Raw genomic sequence first — 20318 nt, 5'->3', positions numbered from 1 at the left:
CTTCATTATACATATCGGTTTTACATATATGCCGGTGTAGCTCAATTGGTAGAGCAACTGACTTGTAATCAGTAGGTTGGGGGTTCAAGTCCTCTTGCCGGCACCACTTTTATATGATATAATATTCAAGTCTCTTGTAAGAAGAGCCATTAGCTCAGTTGGTAGAGCATCTGACTTTTAATCAGAGGGTCGAAGGTTCGAGTCCTTCATGGCTCACCATTTACATCTTGCGGATGTGGCGGAATTGGCAGACGCGCTAGAATCAGGCTCTAGTGTCTTTACAGACGTGGGGGTTCAAGTCCCTTCATCCGCATCATTTCTGCGGAAGTAGTTCAGTGGTAGAACACCACCTTGCCAAGGTGGGGGTCGCGGGTTCGAATCCCGTCTTCCGCTCCAACTATACCATTCACGCCGGGGTGGTGGAATTGGCAGACACACAGGACTTAAAATCCTGCGGTAGGTGACTACCGTGCCGGTTCAAGTCCGGCCCTCGGCATTAAGTTTTGCGCCCGTAGCTCAATTGGATAGAGCGTTTGACTACGGATCAAAAGGTTAGGGGTTCGACTCCTCTCGGGCGCGCCATGATATACATGAAATCGGGAAGTAGCTCAGCTTGGTAGAGCACATGGTTTGGGACCATGGGGTCGCAGGTTCGAATCCTGTCTTCCCGACCATTCTTGGGGCCTTAGCTCAGCTGGGAGAGCGCCTGCTTTGCACGCAGGAGGTCAGCGGTTCGATCCCGCTAGGCTCCACTTGGTTTTAATAAATATTTGGCGGTGTAGCTCAGCTGGCTAGAGCGTACGGTTCATACCCGTGAGGTCGGGGGTTCGATCCCCTCCGCCGCTACCAATGGACCTTTAGCTCAGTTGGTTAGAGCAGACGGCTCATAACCGTCCGGTCGTAGGTTCGAGTCCTACAAGGTCCACCACTATACGGAGGAATACCCAAGTCTGGCTGAAGGGATCGGTCTTGAAAACCGACAGGGGTGTCAAAGCCCGCGGGGGTTCGAATCCCTCTTCCTCCGCCATATATATTCTTAATCATCGCGGGGTGGAGCAGTTCGGTAGCTCGTCGGGCTCATAACCCGAAGGTCGCAGGTTCAAATCCTGCCCCCGCAACCAAAAAATGGTCCGGTAGTTCAGTTGGTTAGAATGCCTGCCTGTCACGCAGGAGGTCGCGGGTTCGAGTCCCGTCCGGACCGCCATTTAAATAATACTTAGGCTCGGTAGCTCAGTTGGTAGAGCAACGGACTGAAAATCCGTGTGTCGGCGGTTCGATTCCGTCCCGAGCCACCATTTATCAATATATATGTTTTGGCGGTTGTGGCGAAGTGGTTAACGCACCAGATTGTGGCTCTGGCATTCGTGGGTTCGATTCCCATCAATCGCCCCAAATAAAAATTGCGGGTGTAGTTTAGTGGTAAAACCTCAGCCTTCCAAGCTGATGTCGTGGGTTCGATTCCCATCACCCGCTCCATTTCTATATTGTCATGGGCCTGTAGCTCAGCTGGTTAGAGCGCACGCCTGATAAGCGTGAGGTCGATGGTTCGAGTCCATTCAGGCCCACCATGATTTATATTCCACAGTAGCTCAGTGGTAGAGCTATCGGCTGTTAACCGATCGGTCGCAGGTTCGAATCCTGCCTGTGGAGCCAAATGGAGAAGTACTCAAGTGGCTGAAGAGGCGCCCCTGCTAAGGGTGTAGGTCGTGTAAGCGGCGCGAGGGTTCAAATCCCTCCTTCTCCGCCATATGATTACAGTTAGAAGTTCTCAATCATCGGCCCGTTGGTCAAGCGGTTAAGACACCGCCCTTTCACGGCGGTAACACGGGTTCGAATCCCGTACGGGTCATCCAAAAACCTTGCATATTCTGCAAGGTTTTTTATTGTGGAAAAGAAAACCCTCGGCTAGGCCTGAGGTTCCAAAAAGCTTCCAGCGTGGTATAAAAAAATACTCCTCCGAGGTGCTAAATATTTTTGGTTCGCCAACCAAAATATGAGCATACGGAGGAGTTATTTCGTAGGATATTTGAAAGGAAAAGAAGTTTAATGAAATTTGATCGTCACGCAAATGTGAAATACAGATATGGGAACCGGAAATTTTGGTGTTCCTGGATATTATGTAGATACGGTTGGGGGAAACAAAAAGGTAATAGATGAATATATACGAAATCAGATACAAGATGATATCGTGGCAGAACAATTAACAATGATGGAATATGTCGATCCATTCACAGGTGAAGAGGTCAAGAAAAAGAAAAGAAAATAGGGAGAAGGGCTTTGAGGTCTGGCCAGCAGAAGTAGTACATAAGGCGAACCATTCAGAAGCCCTTTAGGGTTTGGTCAGTAACAAAGGCTTTCAACCGCAGAGAAAACCACCCGTTATCACGGGTGGTCATTATTTTATATAATTCATGATAGATTTCATACTTTATTCTATAAAAAAGCAACAAAAATCTCCATATATTTCGTTTTTCTTCAGAAAATGAATTTAAATGTCAATAAGTATAAGCGCTTTCATGAAAGGGCTTTTTTTTATTTCTTCGAATAAATACTATATATAAAAACTATGATGTCAGAAAGGATGATTACATGACCGCTGCCAGCCCGACAACACATGATGTTTATCTTTATCACGAAGGCAGTCTGTTTAGAAGCTATCAGCTATTTGGCTCGCATTATCGTGAGCTGAATGGCCAAAGCGGATATGAATTCTGTGTGTGGGCGCCTCATGCGTCAGAAGTTCGAGTAGCTGGGGATTTTAACAGCTGGTCAGGAGAACAGCATGTGATGCATAGAGTGAACGATAACGGCATTTGGACATTATTTATTGCGGGATTGGCAGAACAGGAACGATATAAGTATGAAATCGTGACTCATAGCGGTGAGATCAGGCTGAAAGCAGATCCATACGCCTTTTATTCAGAAGTCCGGCCTCATACAGCGTCACTGACTTACGATCTGGCAGGATACAGATGGCAAGATCAAAAATGGCAAAAGAAACAAAAGGTCAAGACGCTATATGAGAAACCACTTTTTATTTATGAACTTCATCTCGGTTCTTGGAAGAAACATTCTGATGGCAGGCATTACTCTTATAAAGATTTAAGTCAGTCGCTTATTCCTTATATCAAAAAGCATGGGTTTACCCATATCGAACTGCTCCCGGTATATGAACACCCCTATGATCGTTCCTGGGGATACCAAGGAACGGGGTACTACAGCCCGACAAGCAGGTTTGGCACGCCTCATGATTTGATGAGGTTTGTCGATGAATGCCATCAAGAAAACATCGGAGTCATTCTGGATTGGGTCCCCGGACATTTTTGTAAAGATGCACATGGCCTTTATATGTTTGATGGAGGGCCTCTTTATGAATATCAAGATGAACGTGATCGGGAGAACTGGCTATGGGGAACGGCAAACTTTGACTTGGGAAAACCGGAAGTTCATAGTTTTTTAATTTCTAATGCGTTGTACTGGGCGGAACTCTATCATATAGATGGATTTAGGGTTGATGCAGTGGCTAATATCCTGTATTGGCCAAATCAGGATGAACGCCACACGAATCCATATGCTGTTGGGTTTTTAAAAAAACTCAATCAAACGATGAGAGAGGCATATCCGCATGTCATGATGATTGCGGAAGATTCAACGGAATGGCCTCAAGTGACAGGTACTGCTGAGGAAGGGGGGCTCGGTTTTCATTTTAAATGGAATATGGGCTGGATGAATGACGTACTGAAATACATGGAGACGCCGCCAGAAGAACGGCGGTATTGTCATCAGCTTATTTCTTTTTCATTACTGTATGCGTTTAGTGAACATTTTGTATTGCCATTTTCTCATGATGAAGTCGTTTACGGAAAAAAATCAATTCTTAATAAAATGCCTGGCGACTATTGGCAGAAACTTGCCCAGTATCGGCTTTTGCTCGGTTATATGACGGTTCATCCCGGAAAGAAATTGATTTTTATGGGAACAGAATTTGCCCAATTTGATGAATGGAAAGACACAGAGCAGCTTGATTGGTTTTTGGACTCCTTCCCCATGCATCGGAAAGCCAGCGTTTTTACGCAAGATCTTCTCCGTTTTTATCAAAAAAGCAAAATCCTTTATGAACATGATCATCGTGCACAGTCATTTGAATGGATTGATGTCCATAATGACCAACAATCGATTTTTTCTTTTATTCGATATGGCAAAAGGCACGGTGAGGCGCTTGTCATCATTTGTAATTTTTCACCCGCGGTCTATCATCAATATGATGTTGGAGTTCCTTTTCTTACCCAATACATCGAAGTGCTGAATAGCGACAGTGAAGCATATGGAGGCTCAGGACAAATTAACAAAAAGCCGTTAGCGTCCAAAAAGGGAGCTTTACATCATAAACCGGGTTATATCACGATGACCATTCCCCCTTACGGCATTTCGATTTTACGGGCGGTTAAAAAAAGAGGAGAGATAAAAAGATGAAAAAACAATGTGTAGCCATGCTCCTTGCCGGCGGGAAGGGCAGCCGTCTCAGCGGATTAACAAAAAATATGGCCAAACCGGCTGTATCTTTCGGGGGAAAATACAGGATTATTGATTTTACCCTCAGCAACTGTTCCAATTCAGGCATAGACACAGTCGGAATTTTAACACAATATCAGCCGCTTGAGCTGAATTCCTATATTGGAATCGGCAGTGCGTGGGACCTTGACAGACATAATGGCGGCGTGACGGTTTTACCCCCTTATGCCGAGTCATCAGAAGTCAAATGGTATAAAGGGACAGCAAGCGCCATTTATGAAAATCTCAATTATTTGAATCAGTATGATCCTGAGTATGTGCTGATTTTATCAGGAGATCACATCTATAAAATGGACTACGGCAAAATGCTTGATTTTCACATTGAAAAGAAAGCGGATGTAACGATCTCTGTCATCGAAGTGGGCTGGGAGGAAGCAAGCCGGTTCGGTATCATGAAGACCAATGCAGATGGGACGATCACACATTTTGATGAAAAGCCCAAATTCCCTAAGAGCAATCTTGCCTCAATGGGAATTTATATATTCAATTGGCCGCTTTTAAAACAGTATCTTGAGATGGACGACCGAAATCTTTATTCAAGCCACGACTTCGGCAAAGACATTATTCCTCTGCTTTTAGAGGAGAAAAAGAAGCTATCTGCTTATCCGTTCAAAGGATATTGGAAGGATGTCGGAACAGTGCAGAGCTTGTGGGAAGCCAATATGGATTTGTTACAAGAGGACTCGGAGCTGAAGCTTTTTGAACGGAAATGGAAAATTTACTCCGTCAATCCGAATCAGCCTCCGCAATTTATTTCATCTGACGCACAGGTTCATGATTCGCTTGTGAATGAAGGGTGTGTTGTGTATGGAAATGTGACGCATTCCGTTCTTTTTCAAGGTGTTACTGTCGGTAAGCATGCGACTGTCACATCGTCGGTCATTATGCCGGATGTGACGATTGGCGAGCATGTAGTGATTGAAAATGCCATTGTTCCTAATGGTCTGGTGCTTCCGGATGGTGCAGTGATTCAGTCTGAAAAAGACATTCAGGAGGTGCTGCTCGTTTCCGGGGAATTTGTAGAAAAAGAATGGATCTAATACTGAAGAGGGGGCAGAGTCAGTGTTTAATAATCAAATGTTAGGTGTTATAGATGAAACCACATATAAGCATTCTCTTCAGGATTTAACGGCACAGCGGTCGCTGGGGGCAATCCCTTTTGCCGGCAGGTACCGTCTGATCGATTTTATGCTCTCCAACATGGTAAATGCGGATATTAGGAGTGTCGCGATTTTTCCGAAGTATCGCTACCGTTCGCTTATGGATCATCTTGGAGCGGGTAAGGAATGGGATTTGCATCGAAAAAAGGATGGCCTCTTTTTTTTTCCGTCGCCCCACCTTCATCAAGAATATGATGAATTCGGTTCTTTCCGTCAGTTTTCAGACCATCTTGATTACTTCCACAGAAGCACACAGCAATATGCTGTCATCTCCAACAGTCATACCGTATGCAACATTCAATTTCAATTTGTGCTGAAACGCCATCAGGAGGTTGGCTGCGACATCACAGAGGTATTCCAGGACGGCCAGTCGCTGCAAATCTATATCATGTCTACAACGCTTTTGAAGGATCTGATCTATGGACATCGTGAAAAAGGCTATAAAACCATTCAGGAGGCTGTTGAAAAAGAATCAGCCGCCTTGACCATTTGCCCTTATGAATATTCAGGTTATGCTGCAGTCATTGATTCGGTAGAAAAGTATTATACCCACAGTATGGAGCTCATTCAGCCTCGGTTTTGGCAGCAGGTGTTTTTGCCGCAGCAGCCGATCTATACAAAAGTGAAGGATGAGCCGCCGACGAAATACGGAAAACACAGCACTGTTAAAAACTCCTTGGTGGCAAATGGCTGTGTGCTTGAAGGAGAGATTGAAAACTGCATATTGTTCAGGGGGATTCATGTCGGAAAGGGAACGAAGCTAAAAAACTGCATTATTATGCAAAAAACGCAGATTGGCGAGGAGTGTCTGCTTGAGCAGGTTATTTCTGATAAGGACGTTAAAATCGGCAATTCGACTGAGGCTGCGGGAACAGCCGAGCAGCCGCTTGTATTAAGAAAAGGTTTGGTGCAAGGAGAGCTGATGAATTCTTGAAGATATTGTTTGCTGTAGCTGAATGCGCCCCGTTTGTTAAATCAGGAGGTCTTGCCGATGTAGCCGGCGCTCTGCCAAAGGCACTTGCGCGATTAGGCAATGAAGTAGCTGTGATATTGCCGAAGTACAGCCAAATACCTGAACGCTGGAAAAAGCGCATGAGAAAAGCGGCTGAGTGTACGGTAGCCGTTGGCTGGCGTCAGCAATATTGCGGAATTGAACATATGGCCGCAGATGATGTGAATTATTATTTCATTGACAATGAATATTATTTTAACAGGGATTCGTTGTACGGGTATGATGATGACGGTGAACGCTTTGCTTTTTTTTCTAGAGCTGTGCTGGAGGCCGTCGAAGCGGTAAATATTCAAGCCGATATTGTTCATACTCACGACTGGCATACAGCGATGGTCAATTATTTGCTGAAAGAGGAATACGGGAAACATCCTTTTTATGAACAGATGAAAAGTGTGCTCACGATCCACAACCTGCAGTTTCAGGGCATTTTTCCGCCTGATGTCACACATGACTTGCTAGGGCTTGAGATGGATCATTTTCATTATGAAAAGTTAGAATGCAACGGATTCGTTAATTTTATGAAGGCGGGCATCATTGCGGCTGATCATGTGACAACTGTAAGCCCGACTTACAGAAATGAAATATTGACGCCTTATTACGGTGAACAGCTGGATCAGGTTTTGCGATATAGGGAAAATGATGTAACCGGCATTTTAAACGGCATTGATGATTCTTTCTATCAGCCGAAGAGCGATCCTTATATAGCTGTACATTACGATTCGGAGCATCTTGCATGCAAGGAAGAAAATAAAACGAAGCTTCAGCGGCGGATGGGGCTTCCAGAGCGAAACGATACTCCGCTGATCAGTATGGTGACAAGGCTCACTAAGCAAAAGGGACTTGATCTTGTGTGCAGGATTATGCACGAACTCCTTGAGGAGCAGGACATACAGCTGATTGTGCTGGGTACAGGGGAACGTGAATTTGAAGACTATTTCCGGTATGTAGAATTTGCTTTTTATGAGAAGTGCCGAGCGTATATTGGGTTTGACGAGCCGCTTGCCCACCAAATTTATGCGGGCTCTGATTTGTTTTTGATGCCGTCGAAATTTGAGCCGTGCGGCTTGGGTCAGCTGATTGCTCTCCAATATGGCGCCATTCCGATCGTCAGGGAGACGGGCGGTCTTTACGACACTGTCCGTTCCTATCAGGAGGAAGAGGGAACGGGCAATGGCTTTACGTTTTCCGCCTTCAATGCGCATGATCTGAAATATACGATTGAGAGGGCGCTGTCGTTTTATCGCCAAAAGGATGTATGGAAGAGCCTCATGAAGACCGCAATGAACGCAGATTACAGCTGGGAGCAGTCAGCCAAAGAGTATCAGCGCATTTTTGAGCATGTGACAAGGAGTGGACGGGATGTTCTCGAGTAAAGAACGATTTGCAGCCTTATTTTTAAAGCGTCTGGAAATGACGTGCGGAAAAAGCTTTAGAGACTCTGCCAAGCTGGACCAATATAAAACGTTGGGCAATATGGTCAGAGAGTATATCAGCGCTGAGTGGATCCAGACGAATGAAAAGAGCAGGTCCAATTCCGGAAAGCAGACATATTATTTGTCAATCGAATTTCTTCTCGGTCAGCTCCTTGAACAAAATTTAATGAATCTTGGCGTTCGTGATGTGGTAGAAGCAGGCTTGAAGGATATCTGCATCAATTTAGAGGAGATCCTTCAGATAGAGAGCGATGCAGGTCTGGGCAACGGCGGGCTTGGGCGCTTGGCCGCTTGCTTTTTAGATTCTCTCGCTTCGTTGAACTTGCCGGGACACGGGATGGGCATTCGTTATAAGCACGGCTTGTTTGAGCAAAAAATTGTAGACGGGCATCAAGTGGAGCTGCCTGAACAATGGCTGAAAAACGGAAACGTATGGGAAGTAAGAAATGCGGATCAGGCTGTTGACGTGCCGTTTTGGGGCGAGGTGCATGTGACAGAAAAAAACGGGCGTCTGCATTTTCGGCATGAACAAGCTACAATCGTTACCGCTGTTCCTTATGATATTCCGATTATCGGCTATGAAACGGGGACCGTCAATACATTGAGGCTATGGAATGCCGAGCCCTATGCGCATTATCATGGCGGCAATATTTTGTCTTATAAGCGGGAAACAGAAGCCGTTTCAGAATTTTTATATCCTGATGACACCCATGACGAGGGGAAAATTTTACGGCTGAAGCAGCAGTATTTTTTAGTATGCGCAAGCTTAAAAAGCATTGTGAACAATTACCGCAAAACGAATAAATCTATGTCCGGCCTGCATAAAAAAGTAAGCATTCATATTAATGACACCCATCCTGCGCTTGCGGTGCCTGAGCTGATGCGGATTTTACTTGATGAGGAGAACATGAGCTGGGAAGAGGCCTGGCATATCACCGTACATACGATTTCTTATACAAATCACACGACATTGTCAGAAGCGCTTGAGAAATGGCCGATTCATTTGTTTAAGCCGCTGCTGCCGCGAATGTATATGATTATTGAAGAAATCAATGAAAGGTTTTGCCGTGCGGTTTGGGAAAAGTATCCCGGAGAATGGAAAAGGATAGAGGACATGGCGATTACGGCGCATGGTGTTGTCAAAATGGCTCATCTGGCCATAGTGGGCAGCTACAGTGTAAACGGCGTTGCCAAAATCCATTCTGATATTTTAAAGGAAAGGGAGATGCGCGACTTTCATTTGCTGTTCCCGAATCGTTTTAACAATAAAACGAATGGAATTGCCCACAGACGCTGGCTTCTAAAAGCGAATCCAGATCTGTCTGCTGTCATCACGGAGGCGATCGGCAATGAATGGGTAAAACGGCCGGAATCACTGATCCGCTTAGAACCGTACGCCTCAGATCCCGCGTTTATTGAGCAGTTTCAAAACAACAAAAGCAGGAAAAAACAAGAGCTTGCTGATTTGATTTTTTGTACGGCTGGGGTGGCTGTGAACCCTGACAGCATATTCGACGTACAGGTGAAACGGCTTCATGCATACAAACGGCAGCTGCTGAATGTTTTTCATATTATGTATTTGTATAACCGTCTAAAGGAGGACTCGGGATTTTCTATCTATCCGCAAACCTTTATTTTTGGGGCAAAGGCTTCACCAAGCTATCATTATGCCAAGAAAATCATTAAGCTGATCCATTCTGTCGCAGAAAAGGTTAACTATGACCCGGCAGTCAAACAGCTGATTAAGGTTGTTTTTTTGGAAAATTACAGAGTTTCTATGGCTGAGCGGATTTTTCCCGCGTCAGATGTAAGTGAACAGATTTCAACCGCAAGCAAGGAAGCGTCTGGTACAGGAAATATGAAGTTCATGATGAACGGCGCTTTGACGATCGGCACACATGACGGCGCAAATATTGAGATTCTTGAGCGGGTGGGATCAGATTGTATTTACACATTCGGTTTAAAGGCGGATGACGTTCTATCGTATCAGGAAAACGGCGGCTATAGATCGAGGGAATATTATCAGCATGACCGCAGAATCAGACAGGTGGCGGATCAGCTGATTAATGGTTTTTTTGAAGGGGAAGCAGATGAATTTGAATCGATCTATGACTCTCTGCTTCCGCATAATGATGAGTATTTTGTGCTCAAGGATTTCAGCTCATATGCGGATGCGCAGGAGCGTATTCAAGCTGATTATCGCGATCGGCGGAAATGGTCTGAGCGTTCGATTGTAAACATTGCCCATTCAGGTTATTTTTCCAGTGACCGCACGATCCGGGAATATGCGAAAGATATTTGGGGAATCCAGCCGATGATGTGAAAAAGCCGCTGTAAGAGCGGCTTTTTTGGTTCACAGGTTCATTGAATAGATTGTAAAGGATAAGAACGTCGCAAATGCACTCCATAAAAAATAAGGCAGCAGAAGATAGCTTGCGGCTCTGCTGTATTTTTTAGCTATGATCATTAATATCAATGCTGTAATGGCGACAAGCAGGCAGTCAATCGATGCAGCCAGCAGGTTCTTTTGCGTAAACTGAAAATAGCTGAATGCCTGATTAAGCACATAATTAATCAAAAGCATAAACCAAAAGTTTTTCGCGTCTTTAAATGAAAACGCGGCATACACAAGGGCAGCTGAAAGGGAGATCAGCGCAAACAGGATGGCCCAAATGATGCCGATCGCAGAGCCGGGTGGCGTCCAGTCCGGTTTTTTTAGTGAATTGTACCATTCTTGGTCAATTGGAAACAGGTAGCCTGCGGCTGAAAACAGCGCGTACGTAATCACAAAAACCGCTATGGCGCCGAGAATTTTCTTCATATTTGCAACCTCCGTATGTATTTATTTTACATTTGTACTTATCCTTACCCTTTATCTTATAAAGATCAAACCCCCGATATGCAGGGGGAATGATTATTTTAAATTAGCTGCTGCAATGCGTTTGCTTTAATGCGTTCATATTCAAACGCGGACTCTAACTCTTCCTTTGGCAAAGCGGACTTGCGGACGTATTTTTCGCGAATGACATCGTAAAGCTCATAAGGAAAAAGCATATCAATAAACATGACTTGTTTTTGTTGATCAGTTAATGGGGTTCTGGATTCGTAAGCGTTCAGCATGACATGAAATGTTTCTTCATCCCAAACGCCTGTCGTATCCAAAAGCGGGATAATCATTTTGCGCAAATCTCGAATAGGCAGATCAAATGATACGGTATCTAAGTCGATAACCCAAATCTGTTCATTTTCCCCTAAGAGTGTATTTCCTGTTCCGTAATCCTGGTGGCAGAGGTTAGGGCTTTTTTTCAGCTGTTCAGTCCATGGAACATAGGACGATTGCAAAAGCCGGTCTTTGATGCGCAATCCGTCTTCAATAAAGCTGTCTATTTCCTGAAGATAAAGCAGTGAGAAAGGATCTTCTTTTTCCATCTGCGCCATCAGCTTCCACGTTTCCATTTGTTTGCACCGTTTTGTGTAGTGATTCGGCCAGCGCCCTAATTTCGTAAATACGGGAACGCCATTTGGCGGCTGATACCCGACGGAAGCTGTGTGAAAATCAGCAAGGCCTTTCATGATAAACTCCAAATCCTGCTTTACAGTCAGCTCAAACGGCCTTCCTTCGATCCAGTCATATACGACAAATAGAAAGGAGCCATGCTTGGAATATAGGCTGCCTTTTTTGTTTGGGAGTATGCCGGGAACATTCATGCCTTTTTTTGCTAAATAGTCCTGTGCGAAAATGGAAAACAAGGCTTTCTTTTCGGGCCTGTGTATTCGTTTCAGACAAACCGCACCGGATCCTGTGTGAACCTTCCACACAAGCGCCATCTGGTTACCCTGAATGACGTCTACTTTTTCAGCCTGAACATCCCATCCTTGAAGCACATTTTCAGCCAGCTCCGTTAATTTTCTTTCATCTTCTGCTGATAAAGGAAGCTCTGATGAATTCCCCTCCTCCATGACTTCTTGGTTTTCTGCCATTAAAGGACACATCCTTACTTGTTTTACTCCTACCTTATGAATCAAATGAAAAAAGTGATTGAGATATTTGACTATATGTATAAAAGAATATGGTTGTTTACCCGTTTTGTTTTTGGGGCAGTCCTATTCCGCACAAGTTGGTTGTTCAGCCGTATCATGATTTTAACTAGTTAAAAAACATGCAGGAATGGAGGCTATGTATGAAAATAGCACTGATCGCCACAGAGAAGCTTCCTGTCCCCTCGGTTCGAGGAGGCGCCATTCAAATCTACCTAGAAGCGGTTGCCCCTTTGATTGCCAAAAAACATGAGGTGACGGTGTTTTCGATTAAAGATCCGAATCTTGCTGATAGAGAGACGGCAGACGGAGTCCATTATGTGCACTTGGATGAAGACCGTTATGAAGAAGCTGTTGGGGAAGAGCTGAAAAAGAGCCGTTTTGATCTTGTGCATGTTTGTAATCGCCCAAGCTGGGTGCAGAAACTGAAGAAAAAGGCGCCAGACGCTGTTTTTATTTTAAGCGTTCACAATGAAATGTTCGCTTACGATAAAATCAGCCAGACAGAAGGCGAGATTTGCATTGATTCTGTAGCGCAGATTGTTACGGTCAGCGATTATATCGGCCGGACGATCACAAGCCGTTTTCCGTCAGCACGATCAAAAACAAAAACCGTGTATTCCGGTGTGGACTTGAAAGCGTACCATCCCCGCTGGACGAAAGAAGGGCAGCGGGCTCGTGATGATATGCGAAGCGAGCTGGATCTTCACGGCAAAAAAATCGCCCTGTTTGTCGGCCGGCTCAGCAAAGTCAAAGGCCCGCACATTTTATTGCAGGCTTTGCCGGACATTATCGAGGAGCATCCCGATGTCATGATGGTGTTTATCGGGTCAAAATGGTTCGGAGATAATGAATTAAATAACTATGTCAAACATCTTCATACACTCGGTGCGATGCAAAAGGATCATGTCACATTTATTCAATTTGTGAAGCCAAAGGACATCCCGCGCCTTTATACCATGTCAGATGTATTTGTGTGCTCTTCGCAATGGCAGGAGCCTTTAGCGAGGGTGCATTATGAAGCGATGGCCGCTGGACTGCCTATTATCACAAGCAATCGAGGAGGCAATCCAGAAGTCATAGAAGAAGGGAAAAACGGCTATATCATTCATGACTTTGAAAATCCTAAACAATATGCCCAACATATCAATGATTTGCTCAGCAGTTCTGAAAAACGCGAACGGCTTGGGAAATACAGCCGCCGTGAGGCAGAAAGCCAATTCGGCTGGCAGAGGGTGGCGGAAAATCTGCTCAGTGTGTATGAAAGAAACAGATAGAAGGGGTGAACAGAGTGTACCAAAAAGAGCATGAAGAACAGATTGTGTCCGATATTCTCAGCTATTATCCGTTCCATTTCGAACATGTGGCACTAAAATCAAACAAAAGCGGGCGCAAAATCTGGGAGATACAAACTGATCAAGGCCCAAAGCTATTAAAAGAAGCGCAGATGAAGCCGGAGCGAATGCTTTTTATCACTCAGGCACATGCCCATTTACAGGAGAAAGGGCTGCCGGTAGCGCCGATTCATCAAACAAAAAATGGCGGGAGCTGCTTAGGCACGGATCGGGTCTCTTACAGTTTATATGACAAAGTGACAGGTAAAGAAATGATTTACTATGATGCAGAGCAAATGAAAAAAGTCATGTCATTTGCCGGCCATTTTCATCATGCGTCAAAAGGATATGTTTGCACAGATGAAAGCAAGAAAAGAAGCAGGCTCGGAAAATGGCATAAATTGTATCGCTGGAAGCTTCAGGAATTAGAAGGGAATATGCAGATCGCGGCCTCTTATCCTGAAGACATATTTTCGCAAACTTTCTTAAAACATGCTGATAAAATGCTGGCCAGAGGTAAAGAAGCACTGCAAGCACTTGATGAGTCAGAGTATGAAAACTGGACGAAAGAAACGCATGAACATGGCGGATTCTGTTTTCAGGATTTTACATTGGCGCGGTTAACTGAGGTAGACGGGGAGCCTTTTTTAAAGGAGCTTCACTCGATTACGTACGATTTACCGTCAAGAGATCTGCGCATTTTGCTGAATAAAGTCATGGTTAAGCTTTCTGTATGGGATGCGGATTTCATGATTGCGCTGCTTGCAGCCTATGATGCAGTGTATCCGCTCACAGAAAAACAGTACGAAGTGCTATGGATTGATCTGGCGTTTCCGCATTTGTTCTGTGCAATCGGCCATAAATATTATTTGAAGCAAAAGAAAACATGGTCAGATGAGAAGTACAACTGGGCGCTGCAAAATATGATTTCCGTTGAAGAATCTAAAGACGCGTTTTTGGATAAACTGCCGGTACTGTATAAAAAAATAAAAGCGTATTGGGAGGCGAATTGACATGAGGTCATCGAGACAAAAAGCCTCCATTTCTAAACTCGATCTCGACCAATTCGTATTTACACCGCCTGGATCGATGGGATGGCAGGCTCATGACAAAATCTCGGCTGACAATGAAGAAGAGAAGCATTTGGCTGCGGGCAGGATCCGAGAGCTCCCTAACATCACTGCACCGAGAGATTCTCAAGAAGAAACAAAGGAAATGGAAACAAACCACAAAGTCATGGATGATGAAAAGACGAATTTGAAAACCATTGGAGAGCTTGATGAGGAGCGTGATTCTAAACGATCAGCGTCTCCAATTGAAGAAGAGGATGAAGAATCAGCGGAAGAAGCTAATGTGGAAATCATCGTTCTTCCAAGTAAATCCGCACCAGCTCCATGGATTTCTCAAACTGTAAAGCGCAAGGCATAAAATCACATTTATGCCTTTTTTATGCGTCCCTGCAGCAAAAAAACAGCCCGTATCTGCAACACGAGCTGTAGGTATTATGATTTTGCTTTCACAAAAAGCTGATTTATAAATGATAAATCAAGGTTTTTCGTCAGAAGAGGCGGCGGAAATTGTTTGTTTTCCGGTGTCAGAACGGATTGATAAACAGCATTGAGCCGTTTGGCAGCATGGGTAAAGGTAAATAAAGATTCTACACGTTGCCGGCCGTTTTTTGTGATTTTATTCATTAATTGTTGATCTGTAAAGGCTCTGTCAATTGCTTTCGCAAATGCAGAAGGTTTGTTATAGCTGTCGATGACAAGTCCGTTGACTTCGTGTTTTACGACTTCTCCGTTTCCGCCACGATTTGTGGTAATTAAGGGGGTGCCGGCGGCCATTGCTTCATAATTCACACGGGCCAGGGGTTCATTCCATTGAGAGCTGCACACGAATACATCCGCCATCAGAAAGAGGTTTGGAATGTCGTCTGCCGGAATGAATTTCGTAAAGATCACGTGTTCTCTGTATGGCAGCGCCAGCTTGCGCAGATAGGTTACATATTGGTTTTCGCCGTCATCGCTGAACCACTTTCCGCCTGCTATGACCAGCACAGCGTCGGGATGCTGCTGCAAAATCCGTTTCATGCTGTGAATGAGAAGGTGGGGCCCTTTGGTTGGGCTTAAACGGCCGGCGAATAAAATAACTTTTTTATCCTCAATGTCGTACTTTTTCCTGTATGTTTCTCTGACAGCCGAACCTTTCATCGTCCAGACAGGCGGATAGGAGCGAATATCAACGCCGGAATATACGACTTTTGTGATGTCCTCGGCTTCCGGGAAGCGATCAATGACCGTTTGTTTAATAAATTCGCTGACGGTTGTGATCATGGTGACATTGTCGAGTACTTCTTTTCCTTGCGCGAAGGTCATCTTTTTTTCAGAAAACATTTCGTTATGCAGGCTCAAAACAATCATGCTGCTTGGTGAAGCTTTTTTATATAAAGAGACATTTAAAGGCCTGTTAAACACATGGATTAGATCAAAGGAAGAGGCCCGCAGCTCTTCGGCTACCGCCTCGCGGTAATGCTCTTTTGGCAAATGGATATACTGTACGCCGTCTTTCGTTTCTCTTTTTGGAAGTGATGGATCTTCTATTGAAAAAATGGTCAGATCGTATCGGCTGCTGAAATAAGGCGTGACACCGTCAATCATCATTTGAATAGCGCCGCCGCGTACCGCTGGCGCCGGCAGCTTTTCTGTACAGATAAAGGCAAGTTTCATTTTCATTCCCCCTGATACAGCGACGATAAATAGGCGATTTCGTTAGCCAAACCATCGTTTAAGGATGTGGCGGGATCGTATTGCAAGAGCTGTTTTGCTTTTGAAATATCCGCCCACGTTTTGCTTGGTTCCCCTGCTATTTTGTCCGAGAAGTGTAGTGTTGCTTTTTTACCGGAAATGTCTTCAATGAGGGAAACAACCTTTAAGACTGAGGCACGTTCTCTGCCGCCGATATTCACTGTTTCACCAATAAGATGGGGGTTCCCAAGAACAGCGGTGATGCCTTTGACACAGTCGCTGATATAGGTGAAATCTCTTGACTGCTGTCCGTCACCGAAGATGGTGAGCGGCTTTTTCAGAAGGTGCTGTTTGATGAGCCGGTGAAATGCCATGTCCGGCCGCTGTCTCGGCCCATATACGGTAAAGAAACGGAGAATCACAATTGGAATGCCGAAGCTTTGTTGATATACATGGCAAAGCTTTTCTCCCGTTAGCTTTGTTACCCCGTACGGAGATAAAGGATAAAGCGCCGCATCTTCACTGACTTTCCCTTGTTTTTCGCCATAGACGGAAGAGGTGGAAGCAAAGACGAACGCTTGAACGGGATGTTTTCGGCATGCCTCAAGGAGCCTTTGGAGCGCTTGGATATTATGTGCGGCATATGGGTGAAAATGATCGCCCCAGCTTGAACGGACACCCGGTATGGCTGCCAAATGAAAGATGACATTCACATCTTCCAGCAAGGGAGAAAGATCTGCTGTCAGCAGATTTTCCTTTATGAACGTAAATCGTTTTTCTGGCAGCAGGGCATCAAGGTTTCTTAATTTTAAGGAAAATGGAGTCGGTCCGATAAAGTCGTCGATTCCGATAACGTTATGTGTTTCATCCCTCAGCAATTCTTCGCAGAGGTGGGAGCCGATAAATCCCGCTGCTCCTGTGACGAGTATTTTCATGGGCGGCCAACCCCCGTGCAGATCAGACCGCAAGCCTCCAGAGATTCTTTTTTCAATACGTTGCGCCCGTCGATCACCAGACGCCCTTTCATGGTGCCTGCGGCCTTTTTCCAATCAATCGCTAAAAACTCGGGCCATTCTGTGGCCAAAAATAAAAAGTCACTTTCTTCTATCGCGTCAAAAGCTTGAGAATGCTGGGTCACATGTTGCCGCAAATGTTCTGGTAGAACAGCTTCAGGGTCATAAGCATGGACATGACATCCCAGATCTGTCAGCCTTTCCATCAGCCTGACGGCTTGAGAATTCCTAATGTCATCGGTATGCGGTTTGAAGGAAATGCCGAGTATAGCCGCTTTTTTGCCGTGAAGTGTATCGAAGAAAGATTTTATTTTTTTGACATACAGGCCGAGCTGGGTGTCATTGATGTGCTGAACGGCTTGAAGCAGGTAGGTCTCCGTGTTTTTTTCAAAGGCAGCGAATTGCAGCGCCTGCAGATCCTTTGGAAAGCAAGAGCCGCCGTATCCAATGCCGGCCTGCAAAAAGTGCCCCCCGATTCTCGGGTCAAGTCCGATAGCGCGGGAAATATCTGAGATATCTGATTGGTAGGCTTCACATATGCGGGCCATTTCATTAATGAACGAAATTTTTGCTGCTAAAAAGAAGTTATTGGCATATTTGATCAGCTCTGCTCCTGCTAAACTTGTGATGATATAAGGGGTGTCAATGTGTTTGTAAATGGATTTGACGATTGCTGCCGATACGTGATCTCCTTTCTGAATACCGATAACTGTTTTGTCAGGATACAGCATGTCATGCAAGGCGCTGCCTTCCCGCAGAAACTCCGGATTGGATACGATGTTAAATGAATTTGCTGAAACGCCGGAGGCAATCAGCTGTTTTGCTATGTTTTCATTTGTCCCGGGGGGAACAGTGCTTTTTGTAATGATGGTTTTATACGATCGGATCGTCTGGCTCAAATCGCTGATAACGGACTGCAGCGCTTTCGTATTTGCTGATCCGTCCGAGCGCGGAGGGGTTCCGACTGCGATAAAAATGACGGGACATTCCTCCATGCTTAATTTCACTTCGGAAGAAAACGAGAGATTATCGCAATGATGTACTGCATCTGAAAGCCCAGGCTCGTAAAAGGGAATGTCTCCATTTTTCAGCTGCTCGATTTTTTTGACATCTTTGTCTGTGCATATCATGTCATGTCCGATGGATGCCAGTGCCGCTGATAGGGTTAAACCGACATATCCGGCGCCAACCACGCAAATTTTCATCACCCTGAGCTCCTTTACAAGATTACTGGTCATATATCAATATCCTATTAAAAAAGGGCTGGTTCGTGATTCCGTTTTCAGCCCAGTTGCATCTGCCTAATTTCAGGTGTACAAACATCTGGGTGCGGTCTTGGAATATCATGTAATAAACATGAGCTGAGGGGAAAATAACATGATAAAAAAAGCAATCATTCCTGCCGGCGGATTCGGAACGAGGAATCTGCCGGTGACGAAGGTAATTCCGAAAGAAATGTTTCCGGTAGGATCTAAGCCCGTCATTCATTATATTGTGGAAGAGCTTAAGGAGTCAGGCATTGAAGATATTTTGATGGTTGTATCGAGCCATAAAAATCTGATTGTCGATTATTTTGATTCTTCTTTAGCGCTTGAAGCTTTTCTCGCCTCCCGGCACAAATTGCATTTACTCAGCGAACATCCGGTTCCGGATATACGCATTCATTATGTGCGTCAGCCTTATGCAAAAGGTCTTGGCGACGCGATTTCTTTTGGAAAGCAATTTGCAGGCGAAGAGCCGTTTGCCGTCGTTTTGCCGGATGATCTGATCTTCTCCGCTAATCAGCCGGCCCTGGGGCAGCTGATTGAGGCGTATACGAAATATCAGTGCAGTGTGATCGGTTTAAAAGAAACAAAAACGGAGGATTTGCACCATTACGGTGTGATAAAAGGGGAGTCTGTTGAAAAAGGGCTTTATCGCATTCAGGATATTGTGGAAAAGCCTAAACAAAACCCGCCATCTCATTTTGCCGCAGCAGGGCGTTATATTTTCACACCTGATATTTTTGATAAGCTGGAGACATTGGAAGCTGATGCCGGAGGAGAAGTGCAGATAACGGATGCGATTAAATCTTCACTCGGGATATCGAGCGTTTACGGAAAAATGCTGGAGGGCAAACGGTATGACATCGGACTGCAAAAGGATTATCTGAAGCTGATCACCGATATGCTGAAAACGTAAAAGAACCCCCATAACAGGGGGTTCAATCAGCGTGGAGATCGCCGAATGTTGTCATGATTCCCTCTTCGTCGAGTTCTTCCTCATAACGCTCATGGGCCCTGCTTTGATAAACGGTAATTTCTTTGCCTGTGATATCTGTAGCGATGAAATTTTCGTACGACTCTGTATTGCCGATATTTTCTTCGGCATTCATCGTCATATCATCATAGCTGAGTGGCGGGTTTTCCATATCCTGCGGTGTTGATGAATTTCCGTATTTTTCGACGTCTTGGTAAGAATCTTCACTGTCATATGGCGCTCTGATTTCTTCATCATCGTCAAATTCAAATTGCCCGAAAGGTGTTTCTTCTTCGATCGGACGGTCTTTAGAAATGATATCTTGTGACGAATACTCTGCGAGCGTCGTGGCGGTCGGAAGCGCTTCAAGACGTTCGTATGGAATTTCCTTTCCGCTGACTTCACAAATTCCGTATGTGCCGTTTTCTATTGCCTCCAATGAATGCTCAATGTCCCGAAGATGCTCTCGTTCATGCAAATCGAGAGCGATGTCTTTTTCACGCTCATAAAGTTCGGTTGCATGATCTCCGGGGTGGTTGTCATAAGCCGAAAGTTCCCCCATTGAATCATATGGAAAGGCTGAATTGAGCTGAAAATGGTCATTGTCTTTGAAACGGTTTAAGATATCCTCTTTTGTTTGTTCCAGTTCATGTTTCAAATGCTGAAGCTGGTCTTTTGTAAGCATTGTAATCGCCTCGTTTCTCTGTGATGCATACCTTTAGTATGAACAGATCGCCTGAGAACTTTCATAAATGACGGGTGGAGGAATCTAGG

General features: G+C 44.9%; 15 protein-coding genes, 20 tRNA genes and 1 pseudogene. 30 read left to right on the top strand and 6 right to left on the bottom strand.

Annotation, left to right across the window (positions count from 1 at the left end):
• Positions 1–30: 30 nt before the first annotated feature.
• The 26 genes and pseudogenes from V6D41_RS04580 to glgP all read left to right on the top strand — a co-directional run bounded on the left by V6D41_RS04580 (position 31) and on the right by glgP (position 10500).
• Positions 31–106: transfer RNA gene (locus V6D41_RS04580), tRNA-Thr, on the top strand.
• 37 nt (positions 107–143) lie between these two features.
• Positions 144–219: transfer RNA gene (locus V6D41_RS04575), tRNA-Lys, on the top strand.
• A gap of 10 nt (positions 220–229) precedes the next feature.
• Positions 230–313: transfer RNA gene (locus tag V6D41_RS04570), tRNA-Leu, on the top strand.
• Positions 314–321: 8 nt separating this feature from the next.
• Positions 322–396: transfer RNA gene (locus V6D41_RS04565), tRNA-Gly, on the top strand.
• 14 nt (positions 397–410) lie between these two features.
• Positions 411–496, top strand: a tRNA-Leu gene (locus tag V6D41_RS04560).
• A gap of 9 nt (positions 497–505) precedes the next feature.
• A tRNA-Arg gene (locus tag V6D41_RS04555) sits at positions 506–582 on the top strand.
• Between the two features lie 15 nt (positions 583–597).
• Positions 598–674 (top strand) — tRNA-Pro (locus tag V6D41_RS04550).
• A gap of 5 nt (positions 675–679) precedes the next feature.
• Positions 680–752 (top strand) — tRNA-Ala (locus V6D41_RS04545).
• Positions 753–772: 20 nt separating this feature from the next.
• Positions 773–849: transfer RNA gene (locus V6D41_RS04540), tRNA-Met, on the top strand.
• Between the two features lie 2 nt (positions 850–851).
• Positions 852–928, top strand: a tRNA-Ile gene (locus tag V6D41_RS04535).
• Positions 929–934: 6 nt separating this feature from the next.
• Positions 935–1027: transfer RNA gene (locus V6D41_RS04530), tRNA-Ser, on the top strand.
• A 17-nt stretch (positions 1028–1044) separates the two neighbouring features.
• Positions 1045–1121 (top strand) — tRNA-Met (locus tag V6D41_RS04525).
• Positions 1122–1127: 6 nt separating this feature from the next.
• Positions 1128–1204: transfer RNA gene (locus V6D41_RS04520), tRNA-Asp, on the top strand.
• A 15-nt stretch (positions 1205–1219) separates the two neighbouring features.
• Positions 1220–1295 (top strand) — tRNA-Phe (locus V6D41_RS04515).
• 21 nt (positions 1296–1316) lie between these two features.
• Positions 1317–1392, top strand: a tRNA-His gene (locus V6D41_RS04510).
• Between the two features lie 10 nt (positions 1393–1402).
• Positions 1403–1476: transfer RNA gene (locus tag V6D41_RS04505), tRNA-Gly, on the top strand.
• Between the two features lie 15 nt (positions 1477–1491).
• A tRNA-Ile gene (locus V6D41_RS04500) sits at positions 1492–1568 on the top strand.
• Positions 1569–1578: 10 nt separating this feature from the next.
• Positions 1579–1653: transfer RNA gene (locus V6D41_RS04495), tRNA-Asn, on the top strand.
• A 3-nt stretch (positions 1654–1656) separates the two neighbouring features.
• Positions 1657–1747 (top strand) — tRNA-Ser (locus tag V6D41_RS04490).
• Positions 1748–1777: 30 nt separating this feature from the next.
• Positions 1778–1849: transfer RNA gene (locus V6D41_RS04485), tRNA-Glu, on the top strand.
• A 159-nt stretch (positions 1850–2008) separates the two neighbouring features.
• Positions 2009–2266 (top strand): annotated as a pseudogene (locus V6D41_RS04480) (transposase); the annotation flags it as partial.
• Between the two features lie 323 nt (positions 2267–2589).
• Positions 2590–4473 (top strand): 1,4-alpha-glucan branching enzyme, encoded by a 1884-nt coding sequence (gene glgB / locus V6D41_RS04475; RefSeq protein ID WP_333517410.1) that lies wholly within the window; start codon positions 2590–2592, stop codon positions 4471–4473.
• Entirely contained in the window at positions 4470–5612 is a 1143-nt protein-coding gene (locus V6D41_RS04470; protein ID WP_333517409.1) for a glucose-1-phosphate adenylyltransferase, read from the top strand. The genes glgB and V6D41_RS04470 overlap by 4 nt, the downstream gene beginning before the upstream one ends.
• A 22-nt stretch (positions 5613–5634) precedes the next feature.
• On the top strand, positions 5635–6666 hold the full coding sequence (gene glgD, locus V6D41_RS04465; RefSeq protein WP_148962450.1) for a glucose-1-phosphate adenylyltransferase subunit GlgD: 1032 nt from the start codon (positions 5635–5637) through the stop codon (positions 6664–6666).
• Entirely contained in the window at positions 6663–8117 is a 1455-nt protein-coding gene (gene glgA / locus V6D41_RS04460) for a glycogen synthase GlgA (RefSeq protein WP_333517408.1), read from the top strand. Before glgD ends, glgA begins: the two co-directional genes overlap by 4 nt.
• The gene (glgP, locus tag V6D41_RS04455; protein WP_333517407.1) at positions 8104–10500 is read left to right on the top strand and encodes a glycogen phosphorylase GlgP; all 2397 of its coding nucleotides are present in this window, start codon (positions 8104–8106) and stop codon (positions 10498–10500) included. The genes glgA and glgP overlap by 14 nt, the downstream gene beginning before the upstream one ends.
• A 30-nt stretch (positions 10501–10530) precedes the next feature.
• Here the strand turns inward: glgP and V6D41_RS04450 are convergent, their stop codons facing one another.
• Both V6D41_RS04450 and cotI read right to left on the bottom strand, forming a co-directional pair.
• On the bottom strand, positions 10531–10998 hold the full coding sequence (locus V6D41_RS04450; protein ID WP_333517406.1) for a TspO/MBR family protein: 468 nt from the start codon (positions 10996–10998) through the stop codon (positions 10531–10533).
• A 98-nt stretch (positions 10999–11096) separates the two neighbouring features.
• The gene (gene cotI / locus V6D41_RS04445; RefSeq protein WP_333517405.1) at positions 11097–12170 is read right to left on the bottom strand and encodes a spore coat kinase CotI; all 1074 of its coding nucleotides are present in this window, start codon (positions 12168–12170) and stop codon (positions 11097–11099) included.
• Between the two features lie 188 nt (positions 12171–12358).
• Here cotI and cotSA point away from each other — a divergent pair, with 188 nt between their 5' ends.
• The 3 genes from cotSA to V6D41_RS04430 are packed head-to-tail and all read left to right on the top strand — an operon-like array spanning position 12359 to position 14977.
• Positions 12359–13492, top strand: a complete 1134-nt coding sequence (cotSA, locus tag V6D41_RS04440; RefSeq protein ID WP_148962445.1) for a spore coat protein CotSA — start codon at positions 12359–12361, stop codon at positions 13490–13492.
• A 14-nt stretch (positions 13493–13506) separates the two neighbouring features.
• Positions 13507–14562: a spore coat putative kinase CotS gene (cotS, locus tag V6D41_RS04435; RefSeq protein WP_333517404.1), complete on the top strand. Its 1056-nt coding sequence runs from the start codon at positions 13507–13509 to the stop codon at positions 14560–14562.
• A gap of 1 nt (position 14563) precedes the next feature.
• Positions 14564–14977: a hypothetical protein gene (locus V6D41_RS04430; RefSeq protein WP_333517403.1), complete on the top strand. Its 414-nt coding sequence runs from the start codon at positions 14564–14566 to the stop codon at positions 14975–14977.
• A 74-nt stretch (positions 14978–15051) separates the two neighbouring features.
• Here the strand turns inward: V6D41_RS04430 and V6D41_RS04425 are convergent, their stop codons facing one another.
• Genes V6D41_RS04425 through V6D41_RS04415 form a run of 3 tightly spaced genes read right to left on the bottom strand, consistent with a single transcriptional unit; the run spans position 15052 to position 18511 of the window.
• Positions 15052–16275: a glycosyltransferase family 4 protein gene (locus V6D41_RS04425; RefSeq protein ID WP_333517402.1), complete on the bottom strand. Its 1224-nt coding sequence runs from the start codon at positions 16273–16275 to the stop codon at positions 15052–15054.
• A gap of 2 nt (positions 16276–16277) precedes the next feature.
• Positions 16278–17228, bottom strand: coding sequence for an NAD-dependent epimerase/dehydratase family protein (locus V6D41_RS04420; protein WP_333517401.1), 951 nt, complete (start codon positions 17226–17228; stop codon positions 16278–16280).
• Positions 17225–18511: a UDP-glucose dehydrogenase family protein gene (locus tag V6D41_RS04415; protein WP_333517400.1), complete on the bottom strand. Its 1287-nt coding sequence runs from the start codon at positions 18509–18511 to the stop codon at positions 17225–17227. The genes V6D41_RS04420 and V6D41_RS04415 overlap by 4 nt, the downstream gene beginning before the upstream one ends.
• 172 nt (positions 18512–18683) lie before the next feature.
• On the opposite strand from V6D41_RS04415, the gene V6D41_RS04410 reads away from it, so the two are divergent.
• Complete coding sequence (locus tag V6D41_RS04410) at positions 18684–19487, top strand: UTP--glucose-1-phosphate uridylyltransferase (RefSeq protein WP_148962439.1); 804 nt, start codon at positions 18684–18686, stop codon at positions 19485–19487.
• Positions 19488–19509: 22 nt separating this feature from the next.
• Here the strand turns inward: V6D41_RS04410 and V6D41_RS04405 are convergent, their stop codons facing one another.
• The gene (locus V6D41_RS04405) at positions 19510–20229 is read right to left on the bottom strand and encodes a yteA family sporulation protein (protein ID WP_333517399.1); all 720 of its coding nucleotides are present in this window, start codon (positions 20227–20229) and stop codon (positions 19510–19512) included.
• Between the last annotated feature and the right edge of the window lie 89 nt (positions 20230–20318).

Source organism: Bacillus sp. 0102A, from assembly GCF_036765155.1.
GTDB lineage: Bacteria > Bacillota > Bacilli > Bacillales > Bacillaceae > Bacillus > Bacillus subtilis_G.
Note: the sequence above shows the minus strand (reverse complement) of the source record. Positions and strands in the feature narration are given on the sequence as shown.